Origin of the sequence: Pseudomonas helmanticensis (assembly GCF_900182985.1) — a bacterium.
GTDB lineage: Bacteria > Pseudomonadota > Gammaproteobacteria > Pseudomonadales > Pseudomonadaceae > Aquipseudomonas > Aquipseudomonas helmanticensis.
Genome location: NZ_FXUY01000001.1, coordinates 2,546,855 through 2,572,193 on the forward strand (window position 1 = coordinate 2,546,855; position 25,339 = coordinate 2,572,193).

The window sequence follows — 25,339 nt, forward strand, 5'->3', positions numbered from 1 at the left end:
ACTCCTTGATCAAGAATTGCGCAGATTATGCCTGAACCTCCCAGAAAAACTCCACGCGGGCACTACGACCTTCGTCCGACCAACTGGCATTGCGCCCCAATTGCCGGACCAGACTGACCCCGCGCCCCGACAGACGGACACCTTCCAGCGGCCGTTCCATCACCCGCGCCACATCGAAGCCCTTGCCGCTGTCCTCGACGCGAACCACCAGACAACCGCCCGCGCCTTGCGGCAGCACCTGCAAATGCACGCGCACGTAACCGTCCTGCAGAGCCTCCAGCCGCGTATTGCGCTGTTCATAGTAGCGAGCAAAACCTGCGGCATCGCGCTTGAGACTGGAATCCAGACCGAGCACGCCGTGTTCCAGTGCATTCGAATACAACTCGGCGAGCACGCTGTACAAGGCGCCACTCTGCGCTCGCAACCCATGTACTTCCTGCAACAATTGCAGCAGATAAGGCATCGGATTGAATCGCCTGAGCGTGGCACCCCGGAATTCGAAGCTTACCGACCAGTCCAGCGGACACGACTGGCCGCTGTCGGAATAAACCGGCGCCGAAGGACGAACCTGCGCCGGCGCCAGCAGACTGACCTCGACCATGCTGACATCGTCCCGCGCCTCACCGCGAAAATCGCGCAGCGCCTGTTCGATATCTTCGAAGAGGCGATCAGGCTCGCGATTGGCGGCAAACACCTGCTGTAAACGTTCAACGCCGAACAACTGCTCGCTGGCATCACTGGTGTCGATCACCCCGTCGGACAACAGGAACACCCGATCCCCGACTGCCATCGGATGCACCTCGGTGCAATCGTCGAACGCCTGCGGGCTGAGCACACCCAACGGCAGATGCCGGGCGGCCAATGGCACACGCTCGCCGCTGGCGATTCGATGCAGATAGCCATCGGGCATGCCGCCGTTCCACACTTCGACCGAACGCCGCTGAAAACTCAGGCACAGCAGCGTCGCACAGCAAAACATGTCGACCGGCAGGATACGTTTAAGCTTGGCATTCATCTCGCGCAGGGTTTCCGCCAGGCCATAACCCTTGGCGGTCATGCCATAGAACACCTCGGCCAGCGGCATCGCCCCGACCGCTGCCGGCAGGCCATGCCCGGTGAAATCACCGAGCAGCACGTGCATGTCACCCGCCGGCGTATAAGCCGCGAGCAACAGATCCCCGTTGAACAGCGCATAGGGCGATTGCAGATAACGAATGTTCGGCGCGCTGAGGCAGCCGGAATGCGCGACCTTGTCGAACACCGCTTTGGCGACGCGTTGCTCGTTGAGCAGATAATCGTGATGCCGGGCGATCAGGTCACGCTGCTGCAGAACTGTGGCCTGCAAGCGGCGCAAGCGATCCATCGCCTTGATTTTGGCGGCGAGAATCACCTGGTTGTAGGGTTTCGCCAGAAAGTCGTCACCGCCCGCTTCCAGGCAACGCGCCAGCGCTTCGCTTTCAGTCAGCGAGGTCAGGAAGATGATCGGCACCAGGGTTTCCCCGGCCAAGGCCTTGATCTGCCGCGCCGCCTCGAAGCCATCCATCACCGGCATCATCGCGTCCATCAGCACCAGGTTCGGTTGCTCACGGCGAAACACCTCCACCGCCTCGGCACCGTTGGCGGCCGTCAGCACTGCATGACCCTGACGACGGACGATAGTCGACAGCAGCAGACGGTCGGCGGCGCTGTCTTCGGCGATCAGGATGGTCAGCGGCTCTTGCGCCTGCATGGCCGTCAAGTGATGTCGAAGAGCTTGTCGAAGTTGGAGATGGCGAGGATCTTGCGCACGTCGGAGTTGGGGTTCACGACACGGATATCGGAATCGTCGCCACCGGCATGATCACGCAAGAGCAACAGCATCCCGAGGGCGGAGCTGTCCAGATAAGTGGTCTCTTTCAGATCCAGCTCATAGGAATTGGGCTCCGGCTCGATTCGCTCATAGGAATTGCGAAATTCCTGATGCTTGCCGAAGTCGAATCGACCCTTGACCGAGATCTTGAGCTTTTTTCCATCCGGGGAGACTTCTGCAACGACTGACATTGACTGGCTTCCTTGTCATTGACGAACGTGTACAAGGTTTAGCACTTGGACAGGGTTGGGGCAAGGTCAGGAAGCCAGATCAAGAGATCGCAGCCTTCGGCAGGCTGATCCCCTGTAGGAGCTGCGGCACGCTGCGATCTCTTGATCTGGCTCTAAAAAGGCTGAGAACGCGGCAACCGCTGCGACAACTCGTCCAGCAACTTCTGCTCGCGCTTGTCTTCGAAGCGTTGCGCCTCTTCGCGGTAGCGCTGCACCAGTTTGCGCAGGCCTTCGACTTTGGCAAATGCCTGTTGCCAGGCCTCACGCGCATTGTCCAGATTCTTCTGGTGCCAGTTCAGGCTCTGCCGTTGCTGATCGACGGCAGTGTCGAGCTGGGCGAGAAAGCCCTGAAACCCCAGCAACCACTGCCCGCTCACGCCAGTGGCGCCGCGCACGATCCACTGCTCGGAATAATCCAGACGAAAGGCATTGAGGTCGGCGAGTTTGCTTTCAGCGACCTTCACCTGGCCTTGAAAGTAACCCAAACGCTGCACGGCGGTTTTCTCGGCTTTTTCAGCCATGTCCACCACCGGCGCCAGACGCGCGGCTCGACTGACGGCGGCCATGCGCGGTTAGCCGCCCGCCGCAGGCGCGAACAGGGTTTCCAGATAAGCCTGGCTTTCGCCCATGTTGATTTTGTCGTTCAGCCCCTGCCGCTGGTACCTGACCAACTGCGGTTGCAGGGAAATCGCCATGTCGGTTTCACGGTCACCGCCGGCCACGTAGGCGCCAACGCTGATCAGGTCACGACTCTGCTGGTAGCGCGACCACAGCTGCTTGAAATACTGCGCGCGCTGCATGTGTTCCGGCGAAACCACCGCAGGCATCACCCGGCTTATCGACGCTTCGATGTCGATGGCCGGATAGTGCCCTTCCTCGGCCAGACGCCGCGACAGCACGATGTGGCCATCGAGTACGCCCCGCGCCGAGTCGGCAATCGGATCCTGCTGGTCATCGCCTTCCGACAGCACGGTGTAGAACGCGGTGATCGAACCACCACCCTTCTCCGCATTACCGGCGCGCTCGACCAGTTTCGGCAACTTGGCGAACACCGACGGCGGATAACCCTTGGTCGCCGGCGGCTCGCCGATGGCCAGAGCGATTTCCCGCTGGGCTTGGGCGAAACGGGTCAGCGAATCCATCAGCAACAGGACGTTTTTGCCCTTGTCGCGGAAATATTCGGCAATGCGCGTGCAATACATCGCCGCGCGCAGACGCATCAGCGGCGCATCGTCCGCTGGCGAAGCGACCACGACGGAGCGCTTGAGGCCTTCTTCACCGAGGCTGTGCTCGATGAACTCTTTAACTTCCCGACCGCGCTCACCGATCAGGCCGACGACGATGATGTCGGCTTCGGTGAAGCGGGTCATCATGCCCAACAGCACAGATTTACCGACACCGGTACCGGCGAACAGACCGAGACGCTGGCCGCGACCGACCGTCAACAAACCGTTGATGCAACGGATGCCGACGTCCAGCGGCACGCTGATCGGGTCACGGTTGAGCGGGTTGATCGTCGGGCCGTCCATCGGCACCCAGTCTTCGGCTTTCATGCCGCCCTTGCCGTCCAGTGCACGACCGGCGCCATCAAGCACGCGACCGAGCATGCTCATGCCCATCGGCAAACGTCCGGTGTCGGCGAGCGGCACCACGCGGGCGCCCGGGGCGATGCCGGCGACACTGCCGACCGGCATCAGAAAGACTTTGCTGCCAGAGAAACCCATGACTTCTGCTTCCACCTGGGACGGGTGATAGCTGTCGTCATTGATCACCAGGCAACGCGTGCCCATCGCGGCGCGCAGGCCTTCGGCTTCGAGGGTGAGGCCGACCATGCGCAGCAGACGACCTTCAAGAATCGGCGCGCCGGCAATTTCAACGGCCTCGGCATAACTGCTCAGGCGCTTGGCGAAACTGGTGCGTTCAAGGCGCATCGGGAGTGTCCGCGAGCGGCTCTTCAGGCGTGGCCGCCGGTTTTACGGCTTCGGGAATGTCCAGGCTCAGATCTGCTTCAGCCGGATGCAAGGCCTGTTCGTGCAACTGATCGAAGAGCTTCGCCATGACCTGAACCACGCGCGTTTCAATGCTCGCGTCGATGCGACTGTGCTCGGTTTCAACCCGACAGCCACCCGGCAGCAGCGATTCATCTTCGACGATGCGCCAGCTTTCCTCATGACGTTCGCGCAGCGCCTTGGCTTGCTCGAAGTCTTGCGGGTTGACGTACAGACGCACGTTGTCGACGCCCAGCGGCAACAGCTTGAGGGCGTCGCGCATGACGTGTTCGATCTGGCTCGAATCGATGGCCAGTTCGCGCTTGATCACCTGTTTGGCGATGTGTTGCACGAGGTCGACCAGCGACTTTTCGATTTGCGTGTCTTGCTCGGCGATGGGTTCGAACAGGTTCGCCATCAGTTGCTCGAGGCTGGCAATTTTTGCCGCCAGCGCCACTTCAGCTTCCTGCCGGACTTTCAGCGTGGCGCTGTGGAAGCCTTCCTTTTCGCCGATAGCAAAGCCTTCGTTGTAAGCCTCCTGACGGATGCTTTCGAGCTCTTCGAGGGTCAGTGGCTGGACTTCTTCCAGCGGCACTTCTTCCATTTCCGGCGGTTCGGGCTCAGGCTCGGGTTCCGGCTTCGGCGGATCGAAGCTGGGCATGGCCCAGGATTCGAATCCGCGAACATCGCGGGCACGGATCAGATCCGTCACATCGTCGTCGTGCTTGTCCATGGGCTTAGATCATTTCCTCGCCACCCTTGCCGCCGAGTACGATCTCGCCGGCTTCGGCCATACGACGGGCAATGGTGAGGATTTCTTTCTGCGCGGTTTCGACGTCGCTGACGCGCACCGGGCCTTTGGCCTCGAGGTCGTCGCGCAACAGTTCGGCCGCACGTTTGGACATGTTCTTGAAGATCTTCTCTTTGACGCCTTCGTCCGAACCCTTGAGGGCCAGCACCAGCACGTCGGAGGAGACTTCGCGCAGCAACGCCTGAATACCACGGTCGTCGACATCGGCGAGGTTGTTGAACACGAACATGAGGTCTTCGATCTGACCGGACAGGTCTTCGTCGACTTCGCGGATCGAGTCCATGAGCTGGCCTTCGATCGAGCTGTCGAGGAAGTTCATGATGTCTGCCGCACGCTTGATACCACCCAGGGTGGTGCGCGAGGCATTCGAATTGCCGGAGAACTGCTTCTCGAGAATCTGGTTGAGCTCTTTCAGTGCCGCTGGCTGCACGGTGTTCAACGACGAGACGCGCAGGATGATGTCCAGACGCACCTTGTGATCGAAGTTGCCGAGCACTTCACCGGCCTGATCCGGATCGAGATACGCCACCACAATCGCCTGGATCTGCGGGTGTTCGTAGCGGATCACGTCGGCAACCGCGCGCGGCTCCATCCATTTCAGGCTGTCGAGGCCACTGGTGTTGCCACCGAGCAGGATGCGGTCGATCAGGCCGTTGGCCTTGTCTTCACCCAATGCCTGGGTGAGCATTTTGCGCACGTAGTCGTCGGAACCGACGCCAAGGCTGGTCTGGTCGCCGACGATGTCGACGAACTCGCTCATGACCTGCTCGACCTGTTCGCGATGGACGTTACCCATCTGCGCCATGGCTACGCCAACGCGCTGAACCTCTTTCGGGCCCATGTGGCGCAGCACTTGCGCGGCATCGGTCGAACCCAGGGACAGCAGCAGAATCGCGGCTTTGTCGACCTTGTTCAGTTTGACGGTTGCGGCTCGGTTATCACTCATCTGCGTTAATCCACTCTTTCACGACCTGAGCCACGCGACCCGGATCCTCGGCCACCAGACTCTTGATTGCATTCAGTTGCGCGTCATAACCCTCGCTTGGGCTTGGCAACAGAATGCTCTGCGGACCACCGAGGCTCACGCGGTCGTTGGAAAGTTCGCCGTCCAGGCCGCCCATCCCGCCGAGTTCCACGTCGCTGCCAAGACCGGCCAGCTCCTTGCCTTTGCCGCCACCGGTAATGTTGTTGAGCACCGGGCGCAGCACACCAAACACCAGCACCAGGATGAACAGCACACCCAGCACTTGTTTGACGATGTCCCAGAACCATGGCTGGGAGTAGAACGGAATATCGGCAATCACTTCACCGCGCTCGGCGGAGAACGGCATGTTGATCACGCTGACGCTGTCGCCACGGCTGGCGTCGAAACCGACGGCGTCCTGCACCAGACGGGTGAAGCGCGCCAATTCGTCGGCGCTCCATGGCGCACGGGTGGTTTCCCCGTTGGCGGCATTGACCTTGACCTGGTCGTCGACAACCACCGACACCGACAGACGATTCAGGCGACCCTGCTGCTGTTTGGTGTGGCTGATGGAACGGTCGAGCTCGAAGTTCTTGGTCGATTGTTGACGCTTGTCTGCCGGGTACGGCGCGAGCATTGGCTGGCCGGTGGCCGGGTCCATGATCTGCTGACCGTTGGCATCAACCAATGGCTGACCTGGCTGCACCATGCTGGCCGGCGCAGCTGCGCCGCCGGTGGTTTGCGGCGCCGAGGCCGGCGCTGGTGGCTGATTGCTCAGGGCACCCGGCACACCTTGCGGGCCATTGCTGGCGGTGCGTTGTTCGTTGACCGACTGCTCGCTGCGCAACGCCGGTTGATCCGGGTTGAACTGCTCGGCAGTCGATTCGACGGCATTGAAATCGATATCGGCCGAGACCTCTGCCTTGTAGCGATCGTTGCCCAATACCGGTTGCAGGATGTTGTGCACGCGCTGGGTGAGCATGCTTTCCATGCGACGGCTGTAATCGAACTGCTTGCCAGCCATGGTCATTTCGGAGTTTTCCGCCTGATCAGAGAGCAGTGTGCCCTTCTGGTCGACGACGGTGATGTGCGATTTGCTCAGCTCGGGAACGGAAGTCGCCACCAGATTGATGATCGCAATCACCTGACCCGGCTCCAGCGAACGACCGCTGTACAGTTCGACCAGCACCGACGCACTTGGCTTGCGCTCATCACGAACGAACACCGAGCTCTTCGGAATGGCCAGGTGCACGCGCGCACCCTTGACATTGTTCAGGCTGGAAATGGTCCGCGCCAGTTCACCTTCGAGGCCGCGACGATAGCGGGTCGCTTCCATGAACTGACTGGTGCCCAGCCCCTGGTCCTTGTCGAGGATTTCGAAACCGATGTTGCCGTCGCTGGGAGTGACACCAGCGGCAGCGAGTTTCATCCGCGCACGGGACAGGTCATCGGCTTTGACCAGCAAGGCGCCGGAATTCGGTTCTACGGTGTAAGGGATGTCGGCGGCGGCCAGGGTGTCCATGACCTGTTTGGCGTCCATGCCGGCAAGGCTGCCGTACAACGGACGGTAATCCGGCTGCTGCGACCACAGCACCACGGCAAAGCCAATCGCCACGCTCGCAGCCAGGCCGACCAACAGGCCCACCTGACGCAGCACGGTCATCTCGGAGAGGTTTTCCAGGAAGGACAGGCCGAAGAGCGGCGGTTTGCCGTCTATCGGGGTGGCCTTGGCCGGAACGTTATCGGCGACTGCTTCTGCCATGACTCAATCTCGTCCTTAAACCGGCATCTGCATGATGTCTTGATAAGCCTGAACCAGTTTGTTGCGCACCTGGGTCAGAGCCTGGAACGACACGCTGGCTTTTTGCGAAGCGATCATCACGTCCGTCAGATCGACGCCGCTTTTGCCGACTTCAAAGGCGTTGGCCAATTGAGTCGACGCTGTCTGGGTATCGCTGACTTTGTTGATCGCCTGACCGAGCATGTCGGAAAAGCTGCTGCCCGCCAGTTCAGGGACAGCGGTCGTCGATTTCGGCGCAGACATGGCATCCAGCTTCATGGCCTTCATGTCTGTCATCAACCGATTAAATTCAATACCTTGGCTCATGGTCTACTCTCTTGGGCGGCCCGCAATTTTTTGACACTCACTCGGCGGGTACACAGGTGTTAGCAACAAGGGTGCCAGCTCGGCGGACTTTTTCCACAAAAGCCAATCGGGGCACCGCGCGAACAGCGAAGCCACCGCAAAATCACTGTGGGAGAGGGCTTGCTCCCGAAGGCGGCGTGTCAGCTGCATAAATATCGACTGACACTCCCTCTTCGGGAGCAAGCCCCCTCCCACAATGGGTTTTGCGTGAGTTCAAGTGGCGAACAGATAGCCTTCGACATCCATCCCGGCATCGCGCATTTGCGCCAGTTTGTAGCGCAGGGTGCGTGGGCTGATGCCGAGTTTTTCCGCCGCTTCTTTGCGGCGGCCGCGCTCGGTGCGCAAGGTGTCGATGATCATCTGAAACTCCCGGCGCCGCAGGTCATCGCCCAGCGCACCGGCAGAATCGGCGTCGATTTCGACTTCACGGATCGCTGGCGGTACAGCTGTCGCCACCGGCAAAGGAGCGAACGTCACCGGACCGGCCAGACAGAAATCCTGCGGCTGGATCAGTCCGCCCTGCTGCAGGATCAACGCGCGCTGAATCGCGTTATCCAGCTCACGGACATTGCCTGGCCACGGGTAGGCGATCAGACACGCCTGCGCTTGAGGCGAAAGTTTCGCCGCCGCATGCTTCATTTTATTGACGTGTTTGTTCAGCAACCGCTCGGCCAGCGGCAGGATATCGGCAGTGCGCTCGCGAAGTGGACGCCAGGCCAAGGGGAAAACCGACAAACGGTAAAAAAGATCTTCACGGAAGCGCCCCGCCGCCACTTCGCCAGCCAGATCGCGGTTGGTGGTGGCGACCACACGGATGTCGAGAGTGATCGGCTTGCGCGCACCGACGCGCTCGACTTCGCGCTCCTGCAACACGCGCAGCAGCTTGGCTTGCAGGCCAAGGGGCATTTCGGAAATTTCATCGAGCAGAATGGTGCCACCGTCGGCCTGTTCGAACTTGCCGGCCTGGGCGGCGATGGCGCCGGTGAACGAACCTTTCTCGTGACCGAACAACGTCGCTTCGAGCATGTTGTCGGGAATCGCCGCGCAGTTGATCGCGATGAACGGTTGATTGGCGCGATGGGATTGCTGATGGATGTAGCGCGCCAGCACTTCCTTACCGGTGCCGGACTCACCCGAGATCAATACCGTGGAATCGCTGCGCGCCACGCGTGCCGCGAGATCGAGCAACTGTGCGCTGGCCGGTTCGACCGCGATCGGCCCTTCGGCTTCGCTGGCACTGATGCTGCCCAGCGCATGTCGCGCGACCAGATCCAGCAGCGCCTTGGGTTCGAACGGCTTCACCAGGTAATCCGCCGCGCCATGGCGCATCGCGTCGACCGCGCGCTCGACGGCACCGTGAGCGGTCATCAGCAACACCGGCAACTGCGGCTGACGGGCACGCAGCAGGGCGAGCAATTGATGGCCATCCATGCCGGGCATGTTGACGTCACTGACCACCAGGCTGAACGCTTCGCCCGCGACCGCCGTCAACGCTTCTTCTGCGCTGCCAACCGCCTGATAATCATGGCCGGCCAGCAACAGCGTATCGGCCAGCGCCTCACGCAACGAACGGTCATCCTCGACCAGCAAAACCTTGATGCCCATGGCGTTCACTCAGCTCCCTGTACAACGGAAAACAGCGGCAGGCTGACCTGCGCGCACGTGCCGCGCCCGACCCTCGAACGCAGCTGCAATTCTCCCTGATGTGCCCGGGCCACAGCCTTGACCACGGTCAGGCCGAGACCAGTACCGGTGACTTTGGTGGTGAAAAATGGCTCGCCGAGACGCGTCAGTACAGCCGGCTCGATCCCACTACCGTTGTCACTGACACTGATACGCAAGATGTTGTCGCGGGTGTAGCAATGCACTTTCAGGCGCACATCAGCGGCGCTGGCCTGAATCGCGTTTTCGAGCAGATTCAACAGCGCCCCGACCAAGGTGTCGCGGTTGCACAGCAGCTCGCCGGCATGACTGTCGCACTGCCAGCGGATTGGCAGATCCTGCACATGGGTCAGCGCGGCGGCTTGCAGCGCCTGCATCAGCGCATTCGGCGTCAAACGATCGGTCAGCGGCAATTCTCCGCGAGCGAACACCAGCATGTCGCGCACCTGATGCTCCAGCTCGTGCAGACGCTCTTTCAGGCGCCCGGCGAAACGCTGCTGGGTGGCGACCGGCAGCTCCTGCTCAGTCAAATGACTGGCGTACAACAGCGCGGCGGACAACGGCGTGCGGATCTGATGGGCCAGCGAGGCGACCATCCGCCCCAATGACGACAGACGCTCGTGGCGCGCCAGTTGATCTTGCAAATGACGGGTTTCTGTCAGGTCGTTGAGCAGCACCAACTGCCCCGGCTCGGCATCCAGCGAGCGCGTGGCAATCGACAGGCGTCGACCGTTTTTCAGGGAAATTTCGTGACCGTCGTCTTCGCGCGGGGCAAAGCAGCGCGCAATCACCTGACGCCACAACTGGCCTTCGAGCGGTAAGCCGAGCAGCTCGATGGCGGCCGGATTGGCTTCGCGCACCATGCCATGACCGTCGATGACGATGACGCCACCGGGCAACAGATCGAGGAGATTTTGCAGACGGTTGGCCAGGCGCTCTTTTTCCGCCAGCTCCTGCATGCGCTGGGCGCTGACCACCGCCAACTCGCCTTTGAGTTCGGTCACCCGCGCTTCAAGCATGCTGTAGGAATCAGTCAACTGGCTGGACATTTGATTGAACAGCTCGAAAGCCTGCTCAAGACCCTGTCGGCTTGCCTGTTCTACGGAGGACGGCTGCCCCTCGGGACTGGAGGCAGAAGACATCTGGGCGACTTGGGGCATTGTGCTTTCTCGCTTGGCTGACCGTCAGTGAAACGGAACGTTGCGAGGGCTGTAGCAATACCCGTGCCTAAAAAAAACCGCTTATAAATGAAGAGGTTGAAAAACAGGCGTCAATCATCCGCCTGTTCATCACCATCACGTCGACTCATGCCGTATTTGCGCATCTTCTCGACCAGGGTGGTTCGACGAATACGCAAGCGCTCGGCGGCACGTGCCACGATGCCATTGGCGTCGTCCAGTGCCTGTTGAATCAGGCCCTGCTCCAGACCACCGAGGTAGTCTTTAAGGTCGAGGCCTTCCGGCGGCAGCATGGCATTGGCGGTGAAGTCCGGCGTATGCCCGTTGATGGCCACACGCTCTTCCAGATCGCTGCGCAGGCTGTCGACCATTTGCTCGTCTTCGTCGTCGACGTAGCGGAATTTCTTCGGCAACTCGACCACGCCGATCACCCCGTACGGGTGCATGATCGCCATGCGCTCGACCAGATTGGCCAGCTCGCGGACGTTGCCCGGCCAGCCGTGACGGCACAGCGACATGATCGCCGCCGAGTTGAAACGGATCGAACCACGCTTCTCGTGCTCCATGCGCGAGATCAGCTCGTTCATCAGCAACGGAATGTCTTCGACGCGCTCACGCAGCGGCGCCATCTCGATCGGGAACACGTTCAAGCGATAGTAGAGGTCTTCGCGGAAGGTGCCGATCTCGATCATGCTTTCGAGATTCTTGTGGGTCGCGGCGATGATGCGCACATCGACGCTCTGGGTCTTGTTGCTGCCTACGCGCTCGAAGGTGCGCTCCTGCAAGACGCGCAGCAGCTTGACCTGCATCGGCAGCGGCATGTCGCCGATTTCGTCGAGGAACAGCGTACCGCCGTTGGCCAATTCGAATCGCCCGGCACGGCTGGTGATCGCGCCGGTGAAAGCGCCCTTCTCGTGGCCGAACAATTCGCTTTCGAGCAGCTCTGCCGGGATCGCCCCGCAGTTGACTGGCACGAACGGCGCGTCGCGGCGCTTGGAATGGTAATGCAGGTTACGTGCAACCACTTCCTTGCCAGTGCCGGACTCGCCGAGGATCAGCACGCTGGCATCGGTGTCGGCGACTTGCTGCATCATCTGGCGCACGTGCTGGATCGCCCGGCTGGTGCCGACGAGGCTGCGGAACAGATTGGGCTCACGATGACGGCCGCGCTCGCGGGCCTGGTCATACATCTCGCGATAGACCTGGGCACGGTGCAGGGAGTCGAGCAATTTGCTGTAGCTGGGCGGCATTTCGAGGGTCGAAAGCACCCGGCGGCGTTGGTCGTCAGGCAGATCGACGGAAGAATTATCGCCCATCAGCAAAACCGGAAGGAACTCATCCCAGGTTGAGAGTGTCTTTAACAAGCCCAAAAGCGCGCCAGGAGCATTAACGGTCCCGATCAGTACGCAAATGACTTCACGACTAGACGACAAAGAGCCGACTGCCTGCTGCCAGTCATGGCTGCCGCAGGGTAAATTTTCTTCGCCAAGAAAATTTAGAATCACCGCCAGGTCGCGGCGGCGGACGCTATCGTCATCGATCAGCAGAATTTTGGTTTCACGCCACATGCAATAGCAACTTCCCTAGTCAACTCAATGCCCGAAAAATGGGGCAAGCGAGACGCTTGCAGGACACCATGTGCCTGTAGACGCCTGAAATCTGAAAACAGCCACTAGTTAAGTCAAAAAACCGTGCACAGTCAAATTTATGGCGCACATGTCTGGATTAACTGGGGGTTAATTAACCAAACAGATGGTAAACCTTTGCCGCCTTTTGCGCTTGGGTGATCTGCGACATCTCGTTGGCTATCGCCTGCCGCTCACCCATGGCCACCTCAAGAAGCTCCTTGTAGACATGGAGCAACTCCTCAAGATTGTTGCGCAACGCGTCCTCATCCAGCGCAGCTTCAGCCATGACGTCTTCCATGCAGGAACGGCAAGCCAGATCCAGCTCGCCAATAGCTTCCCAATTGCGCTCGGCCAAGGCTGTTACCAAGGCTTCGCGGGTATCGGCAATTCGCTGCAATACAAGACTCATGGTGCTCTCCTTAAAACTGGGGGCCTGGCGGAGCAATACCGTCCCAGCCTTCCTTCACGGTGCGCAGCAGCCCGGCGACCTCATCGAGAATCTTCGGATCACTGTCGATGTTGGCCTGCGCCAGGCGCTTCATCATGTAGATGTAGAGCTGGTTGAGATCAGCCACCGACTCGGCGCTGTTCTCCAGATCGAGGCCTTCACACAAGCCACCGATAATGCCAACGGCCTTGTTGATCGCCGTCCCTTTGCCGGGAATATCCTTGCGCTCGATGGCGCCTTTGGCCTGAGCGATACGCTCCAGGCCGCCTTCCATCAACATTTGCACCAGACGGTGCGGGCTCGCTTCGGATGTCTGAGCGTGTGCGCCGACTTTCTGATATTGCCGAAGGGCTAACATTGGGTTCATGTTCTACCTCATTGCCACAATGACTCGTATAACCAGTGTATCGCCAGCGAGCCACAAAACTTTAGATGAAAAGACAAAAACCCGGCGCACGCCGATAAAGCGTAGCCGGGTTTTTGTCGTCAGATCATGACTAGCTGGCGGACTTCTGCGCGTCCAGCGAAGCGAAGAACGAGGTGATGTTACTCGCCGTCGCTTTCATCTGCCCGACCAACAGGTCCATGGCATTGTATTTGGCGGTCAATGTCGCCGTCAGGCTCGCCACGTGTATGTCGAGTGCGGTCTGCTGACTTTTCAGGCTCGCAGCCGAACTGGTCAGATTGCTGCTGCGCTGATCCAGCAGCCCCGTGCCCGGCTTGACATAGGGATCGACAGCGCTCTTCATGCGCGCCAGCAAACCGTTAGTGGACGTGGTGCCGGAGAACAACTGCTGAACCTGACCCGCCATCCCGGGTGTGCTCATACGATCATTGAACACCTTGGTGTCCAGCGTCAGCTCACCGGTTTCCTTGTCAGTCAGGACGCCCATCTGCGCCAGTACGGCCAGGCTACCGCTACCGGAGCTGCTCATGGTCAGTTGCGAACGAATATCCGACATCAGCGAGCGTGGTAGCGAGTCACCGGTAAACGCAGCAGAAACGGTCAGATTGCCATCCTCATCCGCTGTCGCATTGGACAGGGTGTCGATGGTTCTCTTCAGGGTGTTGTAGGAATCCATAAAAGACTGAAGCGACGTCTGGATACCCGTCGTGTTGGTGGCGACGGTGACAGTCGCGGCGGTCTGGGCTCCAGAGGCGTCTTTAGGGCTCACCGAAGTGAGGTTCAGCGTCATCCCGCTGATTGCACCCGACACCGTATTGCTTTTGCTGGTGACGAGCAGTCCGTCAATGGTGATCTTGGCATCCTGAGCCAAATCACCCACAGCGCCCGAGGCACCCGGGGCAGGAGTCCCACCCATTTGCTGGGTACCGTCGATTTCCAGGCCGGCAATACCGCTGACCTGCATGTCCATGCCGGCACCGGTCTTGCTCGAACTCAGCACCAGACGCGAGGCGCCAGTGGCGTCGGTCACGATGTTGGCAGAAATACCGTTGCTGGCCTGCGCGGTGTTGATCGCATCCCGAGTGCTCTGCAAGGTGGCATTGGCCGGAATCGCGACATTGTAATCAATGCCATTCTGACTGATTTTCAGAGTACCACTCGGAATGGCACTGGTTGCGCCGCCAGCGAATGCGGCACTGGCCACTTTCGAGCCGGTTGCCAGATTCTTCACGACAACGCTATAGCTGCCAGGCACAGCCGTGCTGTTGGAGGTAGCGCCGAGGACCGTCGGAGTGTCAGACGTCGCGGTATAACCGGCAAATGCAGGGCTCGTCGCCTGCCCAAGATCGGTCATCGATTTCTGGAATGCCGCGAGCGCGCTTTTCAGCGAGCCAACACCGGAAATCTTCAATGAGTTGGTTTTTGTCTGAGTATCGATCTGCGTCTGCTTGGCCGACTTGTCGGCATTGACCAGCGCAGTCACGATCGAACCGATGTCCAGACCGGAACCCAGTCCCGAACCCGGCAAAATTGGACTTGCCATGTGCATCTCCCTTCAGATTGTTGCCATTCTTTTGACCGTTACCCGCGTCCTGAGAACGTACAAACACTATTCATGCCAGCTATCAGACTTTGGCGTCGAACAACACGTGGCTCGCATTGGCGAGGCTGTCTGCCAGCTTGAGGGCTTCTGCGGAGGGAATCTGTCGAACGACTTCACCCGTCTCGCTTGCTATCACTTTGACGATAACCTTTCCGGAATGCTCATCAATGGAGAATTCCAGATTGCGCTTGATCGACTGTACGAACTTTTCGATCTCCTGCACTGCCAATTTCAACTTGGCATCGTCCGTATCCTGGCTCTTAGCAGCGACCGGAGCATCAGCCTTGGCAACTTTAGGCGCCTCTGACGGCTTGTCAGCAACTGGCGTTACTGGCTTGGGAGCCGGATAAGAGACGTTAAGCTTTACGCTCATGTCCATACCGATCACCTCCATAAACTAAAAAAGCGAGAGAGCGCGACAAGCGCACTCCCCCGCCTAAACTCATTCCGAAATTACTGAAGCAGCTTCAGTACAGCGGAAGGCAGTTGGTTGGCTTGAGCCAGTACGGAGGTCGAAGCCTGCTGCAGAGTTTGCTGCTTGGTCAGGTTAGCAGTTTCTGCGGCGAAGTCGGTGTCTTGTACACGACCCTGTGCAGCAGTGGTGTTCTCAACGATGTTTTGCAGGTTGGAGATGGTGCTGGTCAGACGGTTTTGCGAAGCACCCAGGCTGGCGCGCTGTGCACCGATTGCAGCGATAGCGGCATCGATTGCAGTGATAGCGTTGTCGATGTTCTGCGAAGCAGAACCCGCACCAGTACCCGAAGCACCAGTCAGAACTACAGTACCGCTACCAACCGACAGGCTGACGGCGTCGAACTTGGAGCTCAGTACCAGGTCGATGTGGTTAGCCGAACCGGTGTTTGCGCCAACTTGCAGAGTTACAGTACCAGCGGTACCGTCCAGCAGGTTTTTGCCGTTCAGGTTGGTCGAAGCCGAGATACGAGTGATCTCGTCGGACATCTGAGCGAATTCGGAGTTGGTAGCGGTCTGGTCAGCAGTGCCGTTGGTACCGTTACGTGCTTTAACAGCCAGTTCACGCATACGCTGCAGGATGTCGGTAGTAGCTTGCAGGCCACCTTCAGCTGCCTGAGCAACGGAGATACCGTCGTTGGCGTTCTGGATAGCCTGGTTGCCACCACGGATCTGCGAAGCCATACGGTTGGAGATCTGCAGGCCAGCGGCGTCGTCTTTAGCGCTGTTGATTTTCAGGCCGGAAGACAGGCGCTGCATCGAAGTCGACAGAGCGTCGGAAGCGCGGTTCAGGTTTTTCTGAACGTTCAACGACGTAGTGTTGGTGTTTACTGTTAAAGCCATGACGAATTCCTCGTTGGTTGGGTACTGCGGCTTCCGGCCCTGGCAACCGCCGGGTATGGCCTAGAGAACCTTCGTAATAGTTATCGTCGGATTGGCAGGTTGCTTGAGGGCTTTTTAAAAAAAAATTGCCATCACCCTGCCACCCCCGAGAAAACAAGGGCTTAGCCCACCCTCAACCGCGAAAAAATGACGTCATAAAACCGACCTCGGCGCAAAGCCACAGGCCAGTGCTGTTGCGTTTTTTACAATCGTGCATTTTGCAGCAGCTCGATCAATTCGAATTCCATGTAGTCGGCGAGACCGAGCCAGTCCTGACGCTCCTGACACGCGAGCATTTGTGTCAGCACGGCCGCCCAGGATTGCTGAACATCTGCCGATGCCGACAACAATGACTGTTGCGCCCCCTCAAACACATCGACCATCTCCAGCGCAGCCTCGACATCACGCCCCAGCCGAAACAACCCGGCGCATTCGCGGCATTCGTCCAGGCACTTATCAATCGCGGTCATTGCACGAACTCCTGATTGAAACGCGTCCCGACGATCAGCGCTCCCGCCCGACTGCTGTTAAAGAAATCGACCTGTGGCTGACTGGCGATGTAACGCTCGAGCACACATAGATAGCCTCGGAAGTTGAGCTGCGTGGCGACCCTCTGGCCATTGCCGTCCAATACCCAGTGCCGGGCCTGGCTCACGCCGGGGCCCAACTCGCCATCGTCCCAGCCAGCGTGAGTCTTGTTCATCGGAAAAGCAAAATCGGCGCCGAACAGCGTAATGCGCGCCGCACCCATTTTTACCGCCAGATCAGTGGCCGGATGAATCACGCTGCCGCCAACGTGCAATCGCGCTCGCGAACACTGTTCACGCAATGCGGCGTAGACCGGGCTGGCCGAGTAGCCGCCGTAGCGCTTACCTTTCCAGGCCTGCAACACCGCAGGATCGCTCATCGGCAAATACACCAGCGTTATGCCGTCAGACTCTTCGCACGGCAGATGACGGAAGCTGATGCGCTGATCGATGCTCACCACGATGTCAGGCACGATCCCGTGTTCGCGCAGCGGCCGGTAAGCAGTATCGACACAAATGAACAGCGGGCGCTCAGTTTGAGCACGTACTGCCGCCAGTCGCGCAAATTGACTCTCCAGTGTCGGACCGGTGCCAATCACATAGATTTCCCGCCCGGCGCAGGTGCCGAACAACTGCGCCACATCATCATCGGCTAACAGTACCGGCAAGCAGTCCTGCAAACGCTGCTTGATGAACGGCAACTGCGGATCGAATTCACGGTTGTTGAAACTCAGGTGCACTTCGCTGACCAGCCGATCACGGATCTTCGCGTTGAAGTCATCGGCCAGCAGCATTTCGGCAGGCAGGGCAAAAAACGGCGTGCAGATGTCCGCCAGATCACTGGCGTAGAGCAACTCAACTCGCGAGTCTTGCAGCCATTGGCGCTGATCGATCAGTTGCAGCACCAGCGCGAACAACGCGCCATTGAGGATGTGCACATACAAACGCTCAAGCCCGGCGCGCTCGAGCAACACCGCTGGCAGGTCGCCGAGCCCGGTGCCGTAAACGTGCAAGCGCGGCTTGTCCTGCGGCAGGCTGGCAGCCTGGATGCGCGCTTCGTGGTCGCGATCATGGCGACTGGTGAGCTGAATCCCGGCCACGCTCAGCGTCGAGCCCAACCCTTGCGTCAGCTCTGCCTGCACCGATGCACTGTCCTCGGCCATCAGACGTTCGAACAGCGCCGGCCAGCGCTGCTGGATGACTTCGACGTTGGCTTGGAAAAATTCGCTCATGCCGCCTCGCGCTCCATTCAGGCAAAAAAAATAGCGCTCAAGGTTAACCTTGAACGCTATTTTTGTATCAGGCGTTTTTGATCCGACTCAAGGACGGAAGATGATCGCCGAACCCCACGACAGACCGACACCGAAACCACTGATCGCGATGCGCTGCCAGTCGGAATCGAGTACGTGCTTCTCAAGCAGCAACGGAATGCTCGACGACACGGTGTTGCCGGTCTCGACCATGTCCTTGAGAAACTTCTCCGGCTTGTCTTCAAAGCGTCGCGCCACGGCATCGACAATCGCCGCACTGCCCTGGTGGATGCAGAAAGCGTCGATGTCATCAGCCTTGAGGTTCGAGTCGTCGAGCAACTCGTGCAGGTGCGCCGGGACTTTGAGCAATGCGAAGTTGAACACCTGACGACCGTTCATGAAGAACACGCCATCGGTGACTTTCAAGTGCGGTGCGCCGGAACCGTCAGTACCGAACTTGGCCTTGCCCAGCGCCCAGGTCGGATCTTCGCCCATCCAGGTGGCGGTGGCGGCGTCGCCGAACAGCATGGTGGTATTGCGGTCTTCCGGATCAACGATCTTCGAGTAAGGGTCGGCGGTAATCAGCAGGCCGTTTTTCAGACCGGCAGCTTCCATGAAGCCCTTGATTGCGTAGATGCCGTAGACGTAACCGGAGCAACCCAGCGAGATATCGAACGCGGCGACATTGGTCGGCAAGCCGAGTTTGTCCTGGACGATGGCTGCGGTGTGCGGCAAGCCTTCTTCGTCACCGTTCTGGGTGACGACGATCAGCGCGTCGATCGATTCACGTTTCAGTTGAGGATTGCTGGCAAACAGCGCATTGGCCGCTTCAACGCACAGATCCGATGTTTCCTGATCAGCGTCTTTGCGCGGCAGGAACGCCGAGCCGATCTTGCCAAGGATGAACTCTTCATCCTTCTCGAATTTTGCACCTTGTGCGTAATTGTCCACGCCGGCTACAGGAACGTAGCTCGCAATGCTTTTTATGCCAATCATTACGGCTTCCCAAAAAAAAACAGCCCAAGACCACCGCTCGCAAGGATTTCGAGGGGCGCCGACAAACAGAAAACGGCCGCCACAACGGGCAGCCACGGGAAGCGCAAAGGGCTATCACTGGAACCGAAAACGGGCCAGGCGCCATCTCCCCGATCAATACAATACAGTGAAGATGCGCGTTATGACTCGCAGGTCACGCTATTTTGCCGAATCGGTTGCAGATCGACTTATTCGACCAGCGACCAGTCCAGCGGCGTGCCGCGCTTGATCGGTGCACGAGCGCGACGACCGAGGATGGCATCGGTGTGCTTGGGCGGCAGACCGAGACCCGGACGGATGGCGCGCAGATTGTCCCCGGTAAAGGGGTCACCAGCGGCCATGTCAGCGGTGACGTACAGCGAACGGCGATAGACCAGCGACTTGCGTTCAGCCTCGGTCACGCCGTAATGCACCTGTCCCATGGCCTGCCAGGCGCGTTCGGTTTCCAGTACCAGACTGGCCATTTCCGCCGGTTCCAGCGAGAAGCTGGCGTCCACGCCACCGGCCGTGCGGTCGAGGGTGAAGTGTTTTTCCACCACCGTCGCCCCCAGCGCCACAGCGGCGACGGACACGCCAACGCCCATTGAGTGATCGGACAAACCGACTTCGCAGCCAAACAATTCGCGCAGATGCGGGATCGTGCGCACATTGCTGTTCAGCGGAGTCGCGGGATAGGTGCTGGTGCACTTGAGCAACACCAGATCCTTGCAGCCGGCCTCGCGGGCAGCGCGCACAGCCTCATCAAGCTCGGCGATGCTGGCCATGCCGGTGGAGATTATCAGCGGTTTGCCGGTAGCGGCGACGCGGCGAATCAGCGGCAGATCGGTATTCTCGAAACTGGCGATCTTGTAGGCCGGCACATCAAGGCTTTCGAGAAAGTCCACGGCGCTGTCATCGAACGGCGTGGAAAACGCCAGCATCCCCAGTTCTTTGGCCCGGGCAAAAATCGGCGCGTGCCATTCCCACGGCGTATGAGCTTGCTCATACAAGTCGTAGAGCGAGGTACCCGCCCACAGGCTGCCGGGATCCTTGATAAAGAATTCACCTTCCGACAAATCCAGGGTCATGGTCTCGGCGGTGTAGGTTTGCAGCTTCAAGGCGTGCGCACCGGCCTTCGCCGCAGCTTCGACGATTTGCAGGGCCACATCGAGCGACTGGTTATGATTGCCGCTCATCTCGGCAATGATGAATGGCGGCGCATCGGCACCGATCAAACGGTCGCCAATCTTGAAACTGCTCATGTGCGATGTTCCTTCAAAACCCGGGTGAACGCGCAGGCACTTTGAATGTACCCGGCGTCACGAAATACATTCAATGAGGCACGATTGGCCGGCAACACCTGAGCACTGATGGCAGTCAGTTGCGGCCAATGCGCGGCGACAAACTCTTCACCCCGCGCCAGCAGTGCCCTGCCCCAGCCCAGGCCGAAACGCCCTTCCAGCAGATATAACGAGACTTCGGCTTCAAAGCCGCGCAAGTCGTAACGCAAGACACCGACCGCGCCGTCGTCGGCCGCGGCAATCAGCAGCAGACGCTGGGGATTGCGCAGGCTCGCGGTCAGCCAGTTGAGATGTTGCGACCACTCGATCACCGCGCTTTGCTGCGACCAGCGTCGCACCGCCTCAGCGTTGCGTCCGTCGAACAGCAATTGTGCATCGTCCAGCGTCGCCACCCGCAGTTTGAGCACTGCCCCGGCCATTGCCGCCGCGACCCGCAGCGCACCGCGTCCATCAACCAGTTGCCGCGAGCGCTCAGCCAGACTTTGCCGCAGATAGACGTTGTCGACGACAAAACCGATGGCGTCACGCAATTGCTCAACGCTGACCTGCTCACGGGCGCCCATGAACACATGAGCACCGGCTGCCGCCATGACCTCACCGTTGTTCTGCTGATTATTCGACACCGCGATGCAAATCGTCGGCAGGCCCATCGCCGCACGCTCCCAACTGGTGCCGCCACCGGCGCCGATAAACAGATCAGCCTCGATCATGCGCTGATAAAAATCGCTGACAAAACTGTGCAGCCGCCAGTTCGGCCGTGTCTCGGCCAGCGCCTGCATCTGTGCCCACACCGGGTTATCGGCACCGGCAACGAAATCCACTTGCAGCGCGCAGAAGTCTGCCAGCGCCAGCATTGCGTGATGCGTCTGCATCGCCGCATCGAAGCCGCCGAAATTCACCAGCACTCGCCGGGCTCTGGGCTTGATCTCGATGGCCGGGCAGGTGAACTCTTCACGCAACATCGCATAGCGCGGCCCGAGCAGCGTGCGGCAACCGTCGGGCAGCAGCGGCGCGTAGTTCTCACTGAGTCCGGACAAATTCTGATTGAGCAAAAGATCGACGCTGTAGCGCCGCGTCGCCAGATCATCGACAGCGGCGATACGTGGCGCCCAGCGCCGCGCGGCGGTCTGCCAGTGATGGTCGAGTCCGTAATGGTCGGCGATGATCCAGTCGAAATCAGCATGGCCATCCAGTTGCAAGGCCAGCGCGTCGATATCCGCCTGCCACGGCAGTATCGATTCGATGCCTTGCTGCGGGTCTTCATCAGGGTAGAAGTCAGGCAGAGAAAAGGTCTCGAAACCCTCAGCGCTCAGCGCATCAAGCCGATGCCCCGGCAAACGGCGGCAAGCGAACGCGACATGACTGCCCTGCGTGCGTAACACCCGCGCCAGCGTCAGGCAGCGGGCGATATGGCCACTGCCAATAGTCGGCGAGGCGTCAGCGCGAATCAGCACTCTCATTGCAATTCACCACCGGCCTTGAGCGCGGCGTAAAGATATTCGGCACGCTTCCAGTCTTCCAGCGTATCGATGTCCTGCACCAGATGCCTTGGCAAAATCACCGGCAGGCTGGCAGGCGAATACAGCACGTCGCCGCGCAGCCAAGCGTCGCTGCGGCCCCAGTAAAACTGGCCGGCATCCTGAAACGCCTCGGGCAGATCCTGCGAGCGGGTGTTGCGAAATTCGGGATACAACGCGGTCAGGGCGCCCTGCCCGTCGACGGTCAGTGCACGCTGCACCGCAAAGCCGAAACTGCACACCGAGAACGCAAAGGATTTCTCCGGATGCCGTTCCAGCAACTCCAGCCCCTGACGCAAATAACGCGCCTGCAACAACGGCGCCGTGGCATAGATGCAGCAGGCATAGTCGAACGGCGGCAATTGCTGCAAGGCGTGCACGATCACCGCCGCAGTGCCGGTGAAATCATCGGCCAGATTCGCCGGGCGCAAAAACGGCACCTGCGCGCCATGTGCCTGCGCCAGCTCGGCGATTTCCTCGTCGTCGGTACTGACCACCACTTGATCGAACAGCCCTGAATCCCGCGCCATTCGAATCGAACGGACAAACATCGGCACGCCGTCGAACGGCATCAGGTTCTTGCGCGGGATGCGTTTGCTGCCCCCACGGGCCGGGATGATTGCGACGTGGCTCAAGGGCGTTTTTCCAATAGAAACCAGGTGATGTCATCCGTCGGGAATTGCCGGTCACGGTGATACACAAAGCCGTAATCCAGCAGTTGCAGATCAGCGTAGCGATCAAGCATTTCACCAGCGAAATCGCGTTTGAACAGCTTGCCGCTGTTGCCGCGATAGGACACCTCGACCGGCGCCGGGTTGTAATACTCGGCGATCAGGATGTAGCGCTGGCTCAGTTCATAAAGCTGCGCATAGGCGGTCGGCAGCAACTCGGGCGCCAAGTGGATCAACACACCTTTGCTCAGGGTCAGGTCGTAGCTGCGCTCGCGAGGAAAGTCGAACAGCGAGCCATGCCAGATCTGCGCGATGTCCAGCGCCCGCGCCTGGGCGCAGGCACTTTCGTTGATCTCGACGCCGAACAGCTCGCATTGCGGCAACAACTGATGCAACGCCTGCAAGTTATTGCCGGCATTGGTGCCCAGTTCCACCAGACTGTCGATGCGCCCGGCCCGGCTCAGTGCCTTGGCGAACAACGCCAGATTGGCCGCGACCAGCGGCTGACCGATATTGCGGTCAACGTACTGGTTGCCGAAATCGCCTTGCCAGAATTGTTCCTGCTCGCTCAGATCACGCATTGCCGTTTTCCATCCACCGCCGCAGCGGCATTTACTCGGTCAACCGTCGCAGTTGCTCGACCACATAGTCCTGCTGCTGATCGCTCAGCAACGGAAACAGCGGCAGGCTGATCGCTTCGGCGTAATAACGCTCGGCTTCGGGGAAGTCTCCCTCGGCGAAACCCAGGTCACGATAGTAGGGCTGCAAATGTACCGGAATATAGTGCAGATTCACCCCGACCCCGGCCGCACGCAAGCCTTCGAACACCTGCCGGTGACTGAGGCTGACGCGTTCGGTCTGCAAGCGCACCACGTACAGGTGCCACGCCGAATCGGCTTCCGGCTGAGGGCTGGGCAGCGTCAGCGGCAAGTACGTCAGCAGACTGTTGTAACGCGCTGCCAGTTCACGTCGACGTTCAATGAACTCGTCCAGTTTGCTCAACTGTGAAAGACCCAGCGCAGCTTGCAGATCGGTGATCCGGTAGTTGAAGCCCAGTTCGATCTGCTGGTAATACCACGGGCCATGACTGGGCTCGGTCATCTGCTGCGAATCGCGGGTCATGCCATGGCTGCGCAAGCGTTGCAGACGCTCGGCCAGTTCGCGGCGATTGGTCAGCACCATGCCACCTTCGGCGCTGGTGATGATCTTCACCGGATGAAAGCTGAACACGGTCATCGCCGCAAATTCACCGCAGCCCACCGGACGCCCGGCGTAACTGGCACCAACGGCGTGCGAGGCATCTTCGATCAAGGTGAAGTTGTAGCGCTCGGCCAGCTCGGCGATTTTTCGCATATCGCAGCTCTGCCCGGAAAACGCCACCGCCACCAAGACTTTCGGCAGCTTGCCGTCCTGTTCAGCCTGATCGAGTTTGGCTTCGAGGGCCAACGCATCGAGGTTCCAGGTCAGCGGATCGATATCGACGAAATCAACTTCGGCGCCGCAGTAACGTCCGCAATTGGCCGAGGCCAGAAAGGTATTCGGCGTGGTCCACAAACGGTCGCCCGGGCCGAGGCCCGCCGCCAGACAGGCAATGTGCAGCGCCGCCGTGGCATTGCACACCGCCACGGCGTAATCCGCCTGACAACGTTCGGCCATCGCCTGCTCGAAGCGTTCGATGGTCGGCCCTTGGGTCAACCAGTCGGACTGCAACACCTCGACCACCGCGTCGATATCGGCCTGATCAAGGCTTTGCCGACCGTAGGGAATCATGCCGAGAGATTCGCGTGCAGGTCGGCGATCTGCCCGACCGAGAGGAACTGCGGATTGGTGTCGGAGCGATATTCGAAGTCTTCACTCACCGGCCGCCCGCGCTCACCCAGTTTGTCGACGGCAAAATCGACATCGACGCTGGTGAAGCGGATCGACGGCTGGATGGTGTAGTGGTCTTCGAACTCCAGCGTCATCCGCGCATCGTCCAGCGGCACCATCAGCTCATGCAGTTTTTCGCCCGGACGAATCCCGACGTTTTTATGCGGCAGATGCTCGGCCATGCCCAGCGCCAGATCGACGATGCGGATCGACGGAATCTTCGGCACGAACACTTCGCCGCCGTGCATCCGCGCGAAGCTGTCGAGGACGAACTGCACACCGTGGTCGAGGGTGATCCAGAACCGCGTCATGCGCTCGTCAGTGATCGGCAGCTCAGTGGCGCCGTCGGCAATCAGTTTGTTGAAGAACGGCACCACAGAACCGCGCGAGCCGGCGACGTTGCCGTAGCGCACCACGGCAAAGCGGGTTTCCTGCTCGCCGGCAATGTTGTTGGCGGCGACGAACAACTTGTCCGAAAGCAACTTGGTCGCGCCGTACAGGTTGATCGGGCTGGCGGCCTTGTCGGTGGACAGCGCCACAACCTTCTTCACGCCATTGTCGATGGCGGCAGCGATGATGTTCTCCGCGCCATTGACGTTGGTGCGGATGCATTCGGTCGGGTTGTATTCCGCCGCCGGCACCTGCTTCAGAGCAGCGGCATGCACCACGTAGTCGATGCCGCGCATGGCCTGACGCAGACGGTCAGCGTCACGCACATCACCGATGAAGTAGCGCATGCACGGCGCGTTGAACGTCTGCTGCATTTCGTACTGTTTCAGCTCATCGCGGGAGAACACCACCACGCGCTTGGGCTGGTATTGCTCCAGCAAGCGACGGATGAAGTTGCGCCCGAACGAGCCAGTGCCGCCGGAGATGAAAATCGATTTACCGTTGAACATTTGCTGATTCCTGTTCCCTGTCCGA

At 59.8% G+C, this 25,339-nt stretch carries 25 protein-coding genes; all 25 read right to left on the reverse strand.

Annotated elements, in window-relative coordinates:
* Nucleotides 1-25: 25 nt before the first annotated feature.
* Nucleotides 26-1,729: an ATP-binding SpoIIE family protein phosphatase gene (locus QOL84_RS11285; RefSeq protein ID WP_283438647.1), complete on the reverse strand. Its 1,704-nt coding sequence runs from the start codon at nt 1,727-1,729 to the stop codon at nt 26-28.
* A gap of 5 nt (nt 1,730-1,734) precedes the next feature.
* Nucleotides 1,735-2,040 (reverse strand): STAS domain-containing protein, encoded by a 306-nt coding sequence (locus QOL84_RS11290; RefSeq protein WP_129390919.1) that lies wholly within the window; start codon nt 2,038-2,040, stop codon nt 1,735-1,737.
* Between the two features lie 152 nt (nt 2,041-2,192).
* On the reverse strand, nt 2,193-2,645 hold the full coding sequence (fliJ, locus tag QOL84_RS11295; protein ID WP_283437243.1) for a flagellar export protein FliJ: 453 nt from the start codon (nt 2,643-2,645) through the stop codon (nt 2,193-2,195).
* 6 nt (nt 2,646-2,651) lie between these two features.
* Nucleotides 2,652-4,010, reverse strand: a complete 1,359-nt coding sequence (fliI, locus tag QOL84_RS11300; protein WP_129390909.1) for a flagellar protein export ATPase FliI — start codon at nt 4,008-4,010, stop codon at nt 2,652-2,654.
* A complete protein-coding gene (gene fliH, locus QOL84_RS11305; protein ID WP_283437244.1) occupies nt 4,000-4,800 on the reverse strand; it encodes a flagellar assembly protein FliH in 801 nt (266 codons plus the stop codon). The genes fliI and fliH overlap by 11 nt, the downstream gene beginning before the upstream one ends.
* 4 nt (nt 4,801-4,804) lie before the next feature.
* On the reverse strand, nt 4,805-5,824 hold the full coding sequence (gene fliG / locus QOL84_RS11310; RefSeq protein WP_007920042.1) for a flagellar motor switch protein FliG: 1,020 nt from the start codon (nt 5,822-5,824) through the stop codon (nt 4,805-4,807).
* Entirely contained in the window at nt 5,817-7,604 is a 1,788-nt protein-coding gene (gene fliF, locus QOL84_RS11315; protein WP_283437245.1) for a flagellar basal-body MS-ring/collar protein FliF, read from the reverse strand. Before fliF ends, fliG begins: the two co-directional genes overlap by 8 nt.
* Nucleotides 7,605-7,619: 15 nt before the next feature.
* The gene (gene fliE / locus QOL84_RS11320) at nt 7,620-7,949 is read right to left on the reverse strand and encodes a flagellar hook-basal body complex protein FliE (protein ID WP_064119537.1); all 330 of its coding nucleotides are present in this window, start codon (nt 7,947-7,949) and stop codon (nt 7,620-7,622) included.
* A gap of 252 nt (nt 7,950-8,201) precedes the next feature.
* Nucleotides 8,202-9,593 carry a sigma-54-dependent transcriptional regulator gene (locus tag QOL84_RS11325; protein ID WP_283437246.1) on the reverse strand — a complete coding sequence of 464 codons (1,392 nt, stop codon included), beginning with the start codon at nt 9,591-9,593 and terminating at the stop codon, nt 8,202-8,204.
* A gap of 5 nt (nt 9,594-9,598) precedes the next feature.
* The gene (locus tag QOL84_RS11330) at nt 9,599-10,792 is read right to left on the reverse strand and encodes a sensor histidine kinase (protein WP_283438648.1); all 1,194 of its coding nucleotides are present in this window, start codon (nt 10,790-10,792) and stop codon (nt 9,599-9,601) included.
* Nucleotides 10,793-10,920: 128 nt separating this feature from the next.
* A complete protein-coding gene (locus QOL84_RS11335) occupies nt 10,921-12,396 on the reverse strand; it encodes a sigma-54 dependent transcriptional regulator (RefSeq protein ID WP_064390855.1) in 1,476 nt (491 codons plus the stop codon).
* Between the two features lie 172 nt (nt 12,397-12,568).
* Nucleotides 12,569-12,865 (reverse strand): flagellar protein FliT, encoded by a 297-nt coding sequence (gene fliT / locus QOL84_RS11340; protein WP_007920054.1) that lies wholly within the window; start codon nt 12,863-12,865, stop codon nt 12,569-12,571.
* A 10-nt stretch (nt 12,866-12,875) separates the two neighbouring features.
* On the reverse strand, nt 12,876-13,271 hold the full coding sequence (gene fliS, locus QOL84_RS11345; RefSeq protein WP_129390894.1) for a flagellar export chaperone FliS: 396 nt from the start codon (nt 13,269-13,271) through the stop codon (nt 12,876-12,878).
* A gap of 130 nt (nt 13,272-13,401) precedes the next feature.
* Nucleotides 13,402-14,853: a flagellar filament capping protein FliD gene (gene fliD, locus QOL84_RS11350; protein WP_283437247.1), complete on the reverse strand. Its 1,452-nt coding sequence runs from the start codon at nt 14,851-14,853 to the stop codon at nt 13,402-13,404.
* A gap of 82 nt (nt 14,854-14,935) precedes the next feature.
* Nucleotides 14,936-15,292 carry a flagellar protein FlaG gene (locus tag QOL84_RS11355; RefSeq protein WP_283437248.1) on the reverse strand — a complete coding sequence of 119 codons (357 nt, stop codon included), beginning with the start codon at nt 15,290-15,292 and terminating at the stop codon, nt 14,936-14,938.
* A 74-nt stretch (nt 15,293-15,366) separates the two neighbouring features.
* Nucleotides 15,367-16,227, reverse strand: coding sequence for a flagellin domain-containing protein (locus tag QOL84_RS11360; protein WP_283437249.1), 861 nt, complete (start codon nt 16,225-16,227; stop codon nt 15,367-15,369).
* 242 nt (nt 16,228-16,469) lie between these two features.
* A complete protein-coding gene (locus tag QOL84_RS11365) occupies nt 16,470-16,736 on the reverse strand; it encodes a hypothetical protein (RefSeq protein WP_283437250.1) in 267 nt (88 codons plus the stop codon).
* Nucleotides 16,733-18,025 (reverse strand): motility associated factor glycosyltransferase family protein, encoded by a 1,293-nt coding sequence (locus QOL84_RS11370; protein ID WP_283437251.1) that lies wholly within the window; start codon nt 18,023-18,025, stop codon nt 16,733-16,735. Before QOL84_RS11370 ends, QOL84_RS11365 begins: the two co-directional genes overlap by 4 nt.
* Before the next feature lie 87 nt (nt 18,026-18,112).
* Nucleotides 18,113-19,039, reverse strand: a complete 927-nt coding sequence (locus QOL84_RS11375) for a ketoacyl-ACP synthase III (RefSeq protein ID WP_283437252.1) — start codon at nt 19,037-19,039, stop codon at nt 18,113-18,115.
* 227 nt (nt 19,040-19,266) lie between these two features.
* Nucleotides 19,267-20,319, reverse strand: a complete 1,053-nt coding sequence (gene pseI / locus QOL84_RS11380; RefSeq protein ID WP_283437253.1) for a pseudaminic acid synthase — start codon at nt 20,317-20,319, stop codon at nt 19,267-19,269.
* Nucleotides 20,316-21,818: a UDP-2,4-diacetamido-2,4,6-trideoxy-beta-L-altropyranose hydrolase gene (pseG, locus tag QOL84_RS11385; protein ID WP_283437254.1), complete on the reverse strand. Its 1,503-nt coding sequence runs from the start codon at nt 21,816-21,818 to the stop codon at nt 20,316-20,318. Before pseG ends, pseI begins: the two co-directional genes overlap by 4 nt.
* Nucleotides 21,815-22,510 (reverse strand): pseudaminic acid cytidylyltransferase, encoded by a 696-nt coding sequence (pseF, locus tag QOL84_RS11390; protein ID WP_283437255.1) that lies wholly within the window; start codon nt 22,508-22,510, stop codon nt 21,815-21,817. The genes pseG and pseF overlap by 4 nt, the downstream gene beginning before the upstream one ends.
* Entirely contained in the window at nt 22,507-23,127 is a 621-nt protein-coding gene (locus QOL84_RS11395; protein ID WP_283437256.1) for a pseudaminic acid biosynthesis-associated methylase, read from the reverse strand. Before QOL84_RS11395 ends, pseF begins: the two co-directional genes overlap by 4 nt.
* A 31-nt stretch (nt 23,128-23,158) precedes the next feature.
* A complete protein-coding gene (pseC, locus tag QOL84_RS11400; protein ID WP_283437257.1) occupies nt 23,159-24,316 on the reverse strand; it encodes a UDP-4-amino-4,6-dideoxy-N-acetyl-beta-L-altrosamine transaminase in 1,158 nt (385 codons plus the stop codon).
* Complete coding sequence (gene pseB, locus QOL84_RS11405) at nt 24,313-25,314, reverse strand: UDP-N-acetylglucosamine 4,6-dehydratase (inverting) (protein ID WP_283437258.1); 1,002 nt, start codon at nt 25,312-25,314, stop codon at nt 24,313-24,315. Before pseB ends, pseC begins: the two co-directional genes overlap by 4 nt.
* Between the last annotated feature and the right edge of the window lie 25 nt (nt 25,315-25,339).

Bases quoted from the DNA above. Each gene is read 5' to 3' on its own strand.
- QOL84_RS11285 (WP_283438647.1), bottom strand. From the start codon at position 1,729: ATGCAGGCGCAAGAGCCGCTGACCATCCTGATCGCCGAAGACAGCGCC.
- QOL84_RS11290 (WP_129390919.1), bottom strand. From the start codon at position 2,040: ATGTCAGTCGTTGCAGAAGTCTCCCCGGATGGAAAAAAGCTCAAGATC.
- fliJ (WP_283437243.1), bottom strand. From the start codon at position 2,645: ATGGCCGCCGTCAGTCGAGCCGCGCGTCTGGCGCCGGTGGTGGACATG.
- fliI (WP_129390909.1), bottom strand. From the start codon at position 4,010: ATGCGCCTTGAACGCACCAGTTTCGCCAAGCGCCTGAGCAGTTATGCC.
- fliH (WP_283437244.1), bottom strand. From the start codon at position 4,800: ATGGACAAGCACGACGACGATGTGACGGATCTGATCCGTGCCCGCGAT.
- fliG (WP_007920042.1), bottom strand. From the start codon at position 5,824: ATGAGTGATAACCGAGCCGCAACCGTCAAACTGAACAAGGTCGACAAA.
- fliF (WP_283437245.1), bottom strand. From the start codon at position 7,604: ATGGCAGAAGCAGTCGCCGATAACGTTCCGGCCAAGGCCACCCCGATA.
- fliE (WP_064119537.1), bottom strand. From the start codon at position 7,949: ATGAGCCAAGGTATTGAATTTAATCGGTTGATGACAGACATGAAGGCC.
- QOL84_RS11325 (WP_283437246.1), bottom strand. From the start codon at position 9,593: ATGGGCATCAAGGTTTTGCTGGTCGAGGATGACCGTTCGTTGCGTGAG.
- QOL84_RS11330 (WP_283438648.1), bottom strand. From the start codon at position 10,792: ATGTCTTCTGCCTCCAGTCCCGAGGGGCAGCCGTCCTCCGTAGAACAG.
- QOL84_RS11335 (WP_064390855.1), bottom strand. From the start codon at position 12,396: ATGTGGCGTGAAACCAAAATTCTGCTGATCGATGACGATAGCGTCCGC.
- fliT (WP_007920054.1), bottom strand. From the start codon at position 12,865: ATGAGTCTTGTATTGCAGCGAATTGCCGATACCCGCGAAGCCTTGGTA.
- fliS (WP_129390894.1), bottom strand. From the start codon at position 13,271: ATGAACCCAATGTTAGCCCTTCGGCAATATCAGAAAGTCGGCGCACAC.
- fliD (WP_283437247.1), bottom strand. From the start codon at position 14,853: ATGGCAAGTCCAATTTTGCCGGGTTCGGGACTGGGTTCCGGTCTGGAC.
- QOL84_RS11355 (WP_283437248.1), bottom strand. From the start codon at position 15,292: ATGGACATGAGCGTAAAGCTTAACGTCTCTTATCCGGCTCCCAAGCCA.
- QOL84_RS11360 (WP_283437249.1), bottom strand. From the start codon at position 16,227: ATGGCTTTAACAGTAAACACCAACACTACGTCGTTGAACGTTCAGAAA.
- QOL84_RS11365 (WP_283437250.1), bottom strand. From the start codon at position 16,736: ATGACCGCGATTGATAAGTGCCTGGACGAATGCCGCGAATGCGCCGGG.
- QOL84_RS11370 (WP_283437251.1), bottom strand. From the start codon at position 18,025: ATGAGCGAATTTTTCCAAGCCAACGTCGAAGTCATCCAGCAGCGCTGG.
- QOL84_RS11375 (WP_283437252.1), bottom strand. From the start codon at position 19,039: ATGATTGGCATAAAAAGCATTGCGAGCTACGTTCCTGTAGCCGGCGTG.
- pseI (WP_283437253.1), bottom strand. From the start codon at position 20,319: ATGAGCAGTTTCAAGATTGGCGACCGTTTGATCGGTGCCGATGCGCCG.
- pseG (WP_283437254.1), bottom strand. From the start codon at position 21,818: ATGAGAGTGCTGATTCGCGCTGACGCCTCGCCGACTATTGGCAGTGGC.
- QOL84_RS11395 (WP_283437256.1), bottom strand. From the start codon at position 23,127: ATGCGTGATCTGAGCGAGCAGGAACAATTCTGGCAAGGCGATTTCGGC.
- pseC (WP_283437257.1), bottom strand. From the start codon at position 24,316: ATGATTCCCTACGGTCGGCAAAGCCTTGATCAGGCCGATATCGACGCG.
- pseB (WP_283437258.1), bottom strand. From the start codon at position 25,314: ATGTTCAACGGTAAATCGATTTTCATCTCCGGCGGCACTGGCTCGTTC.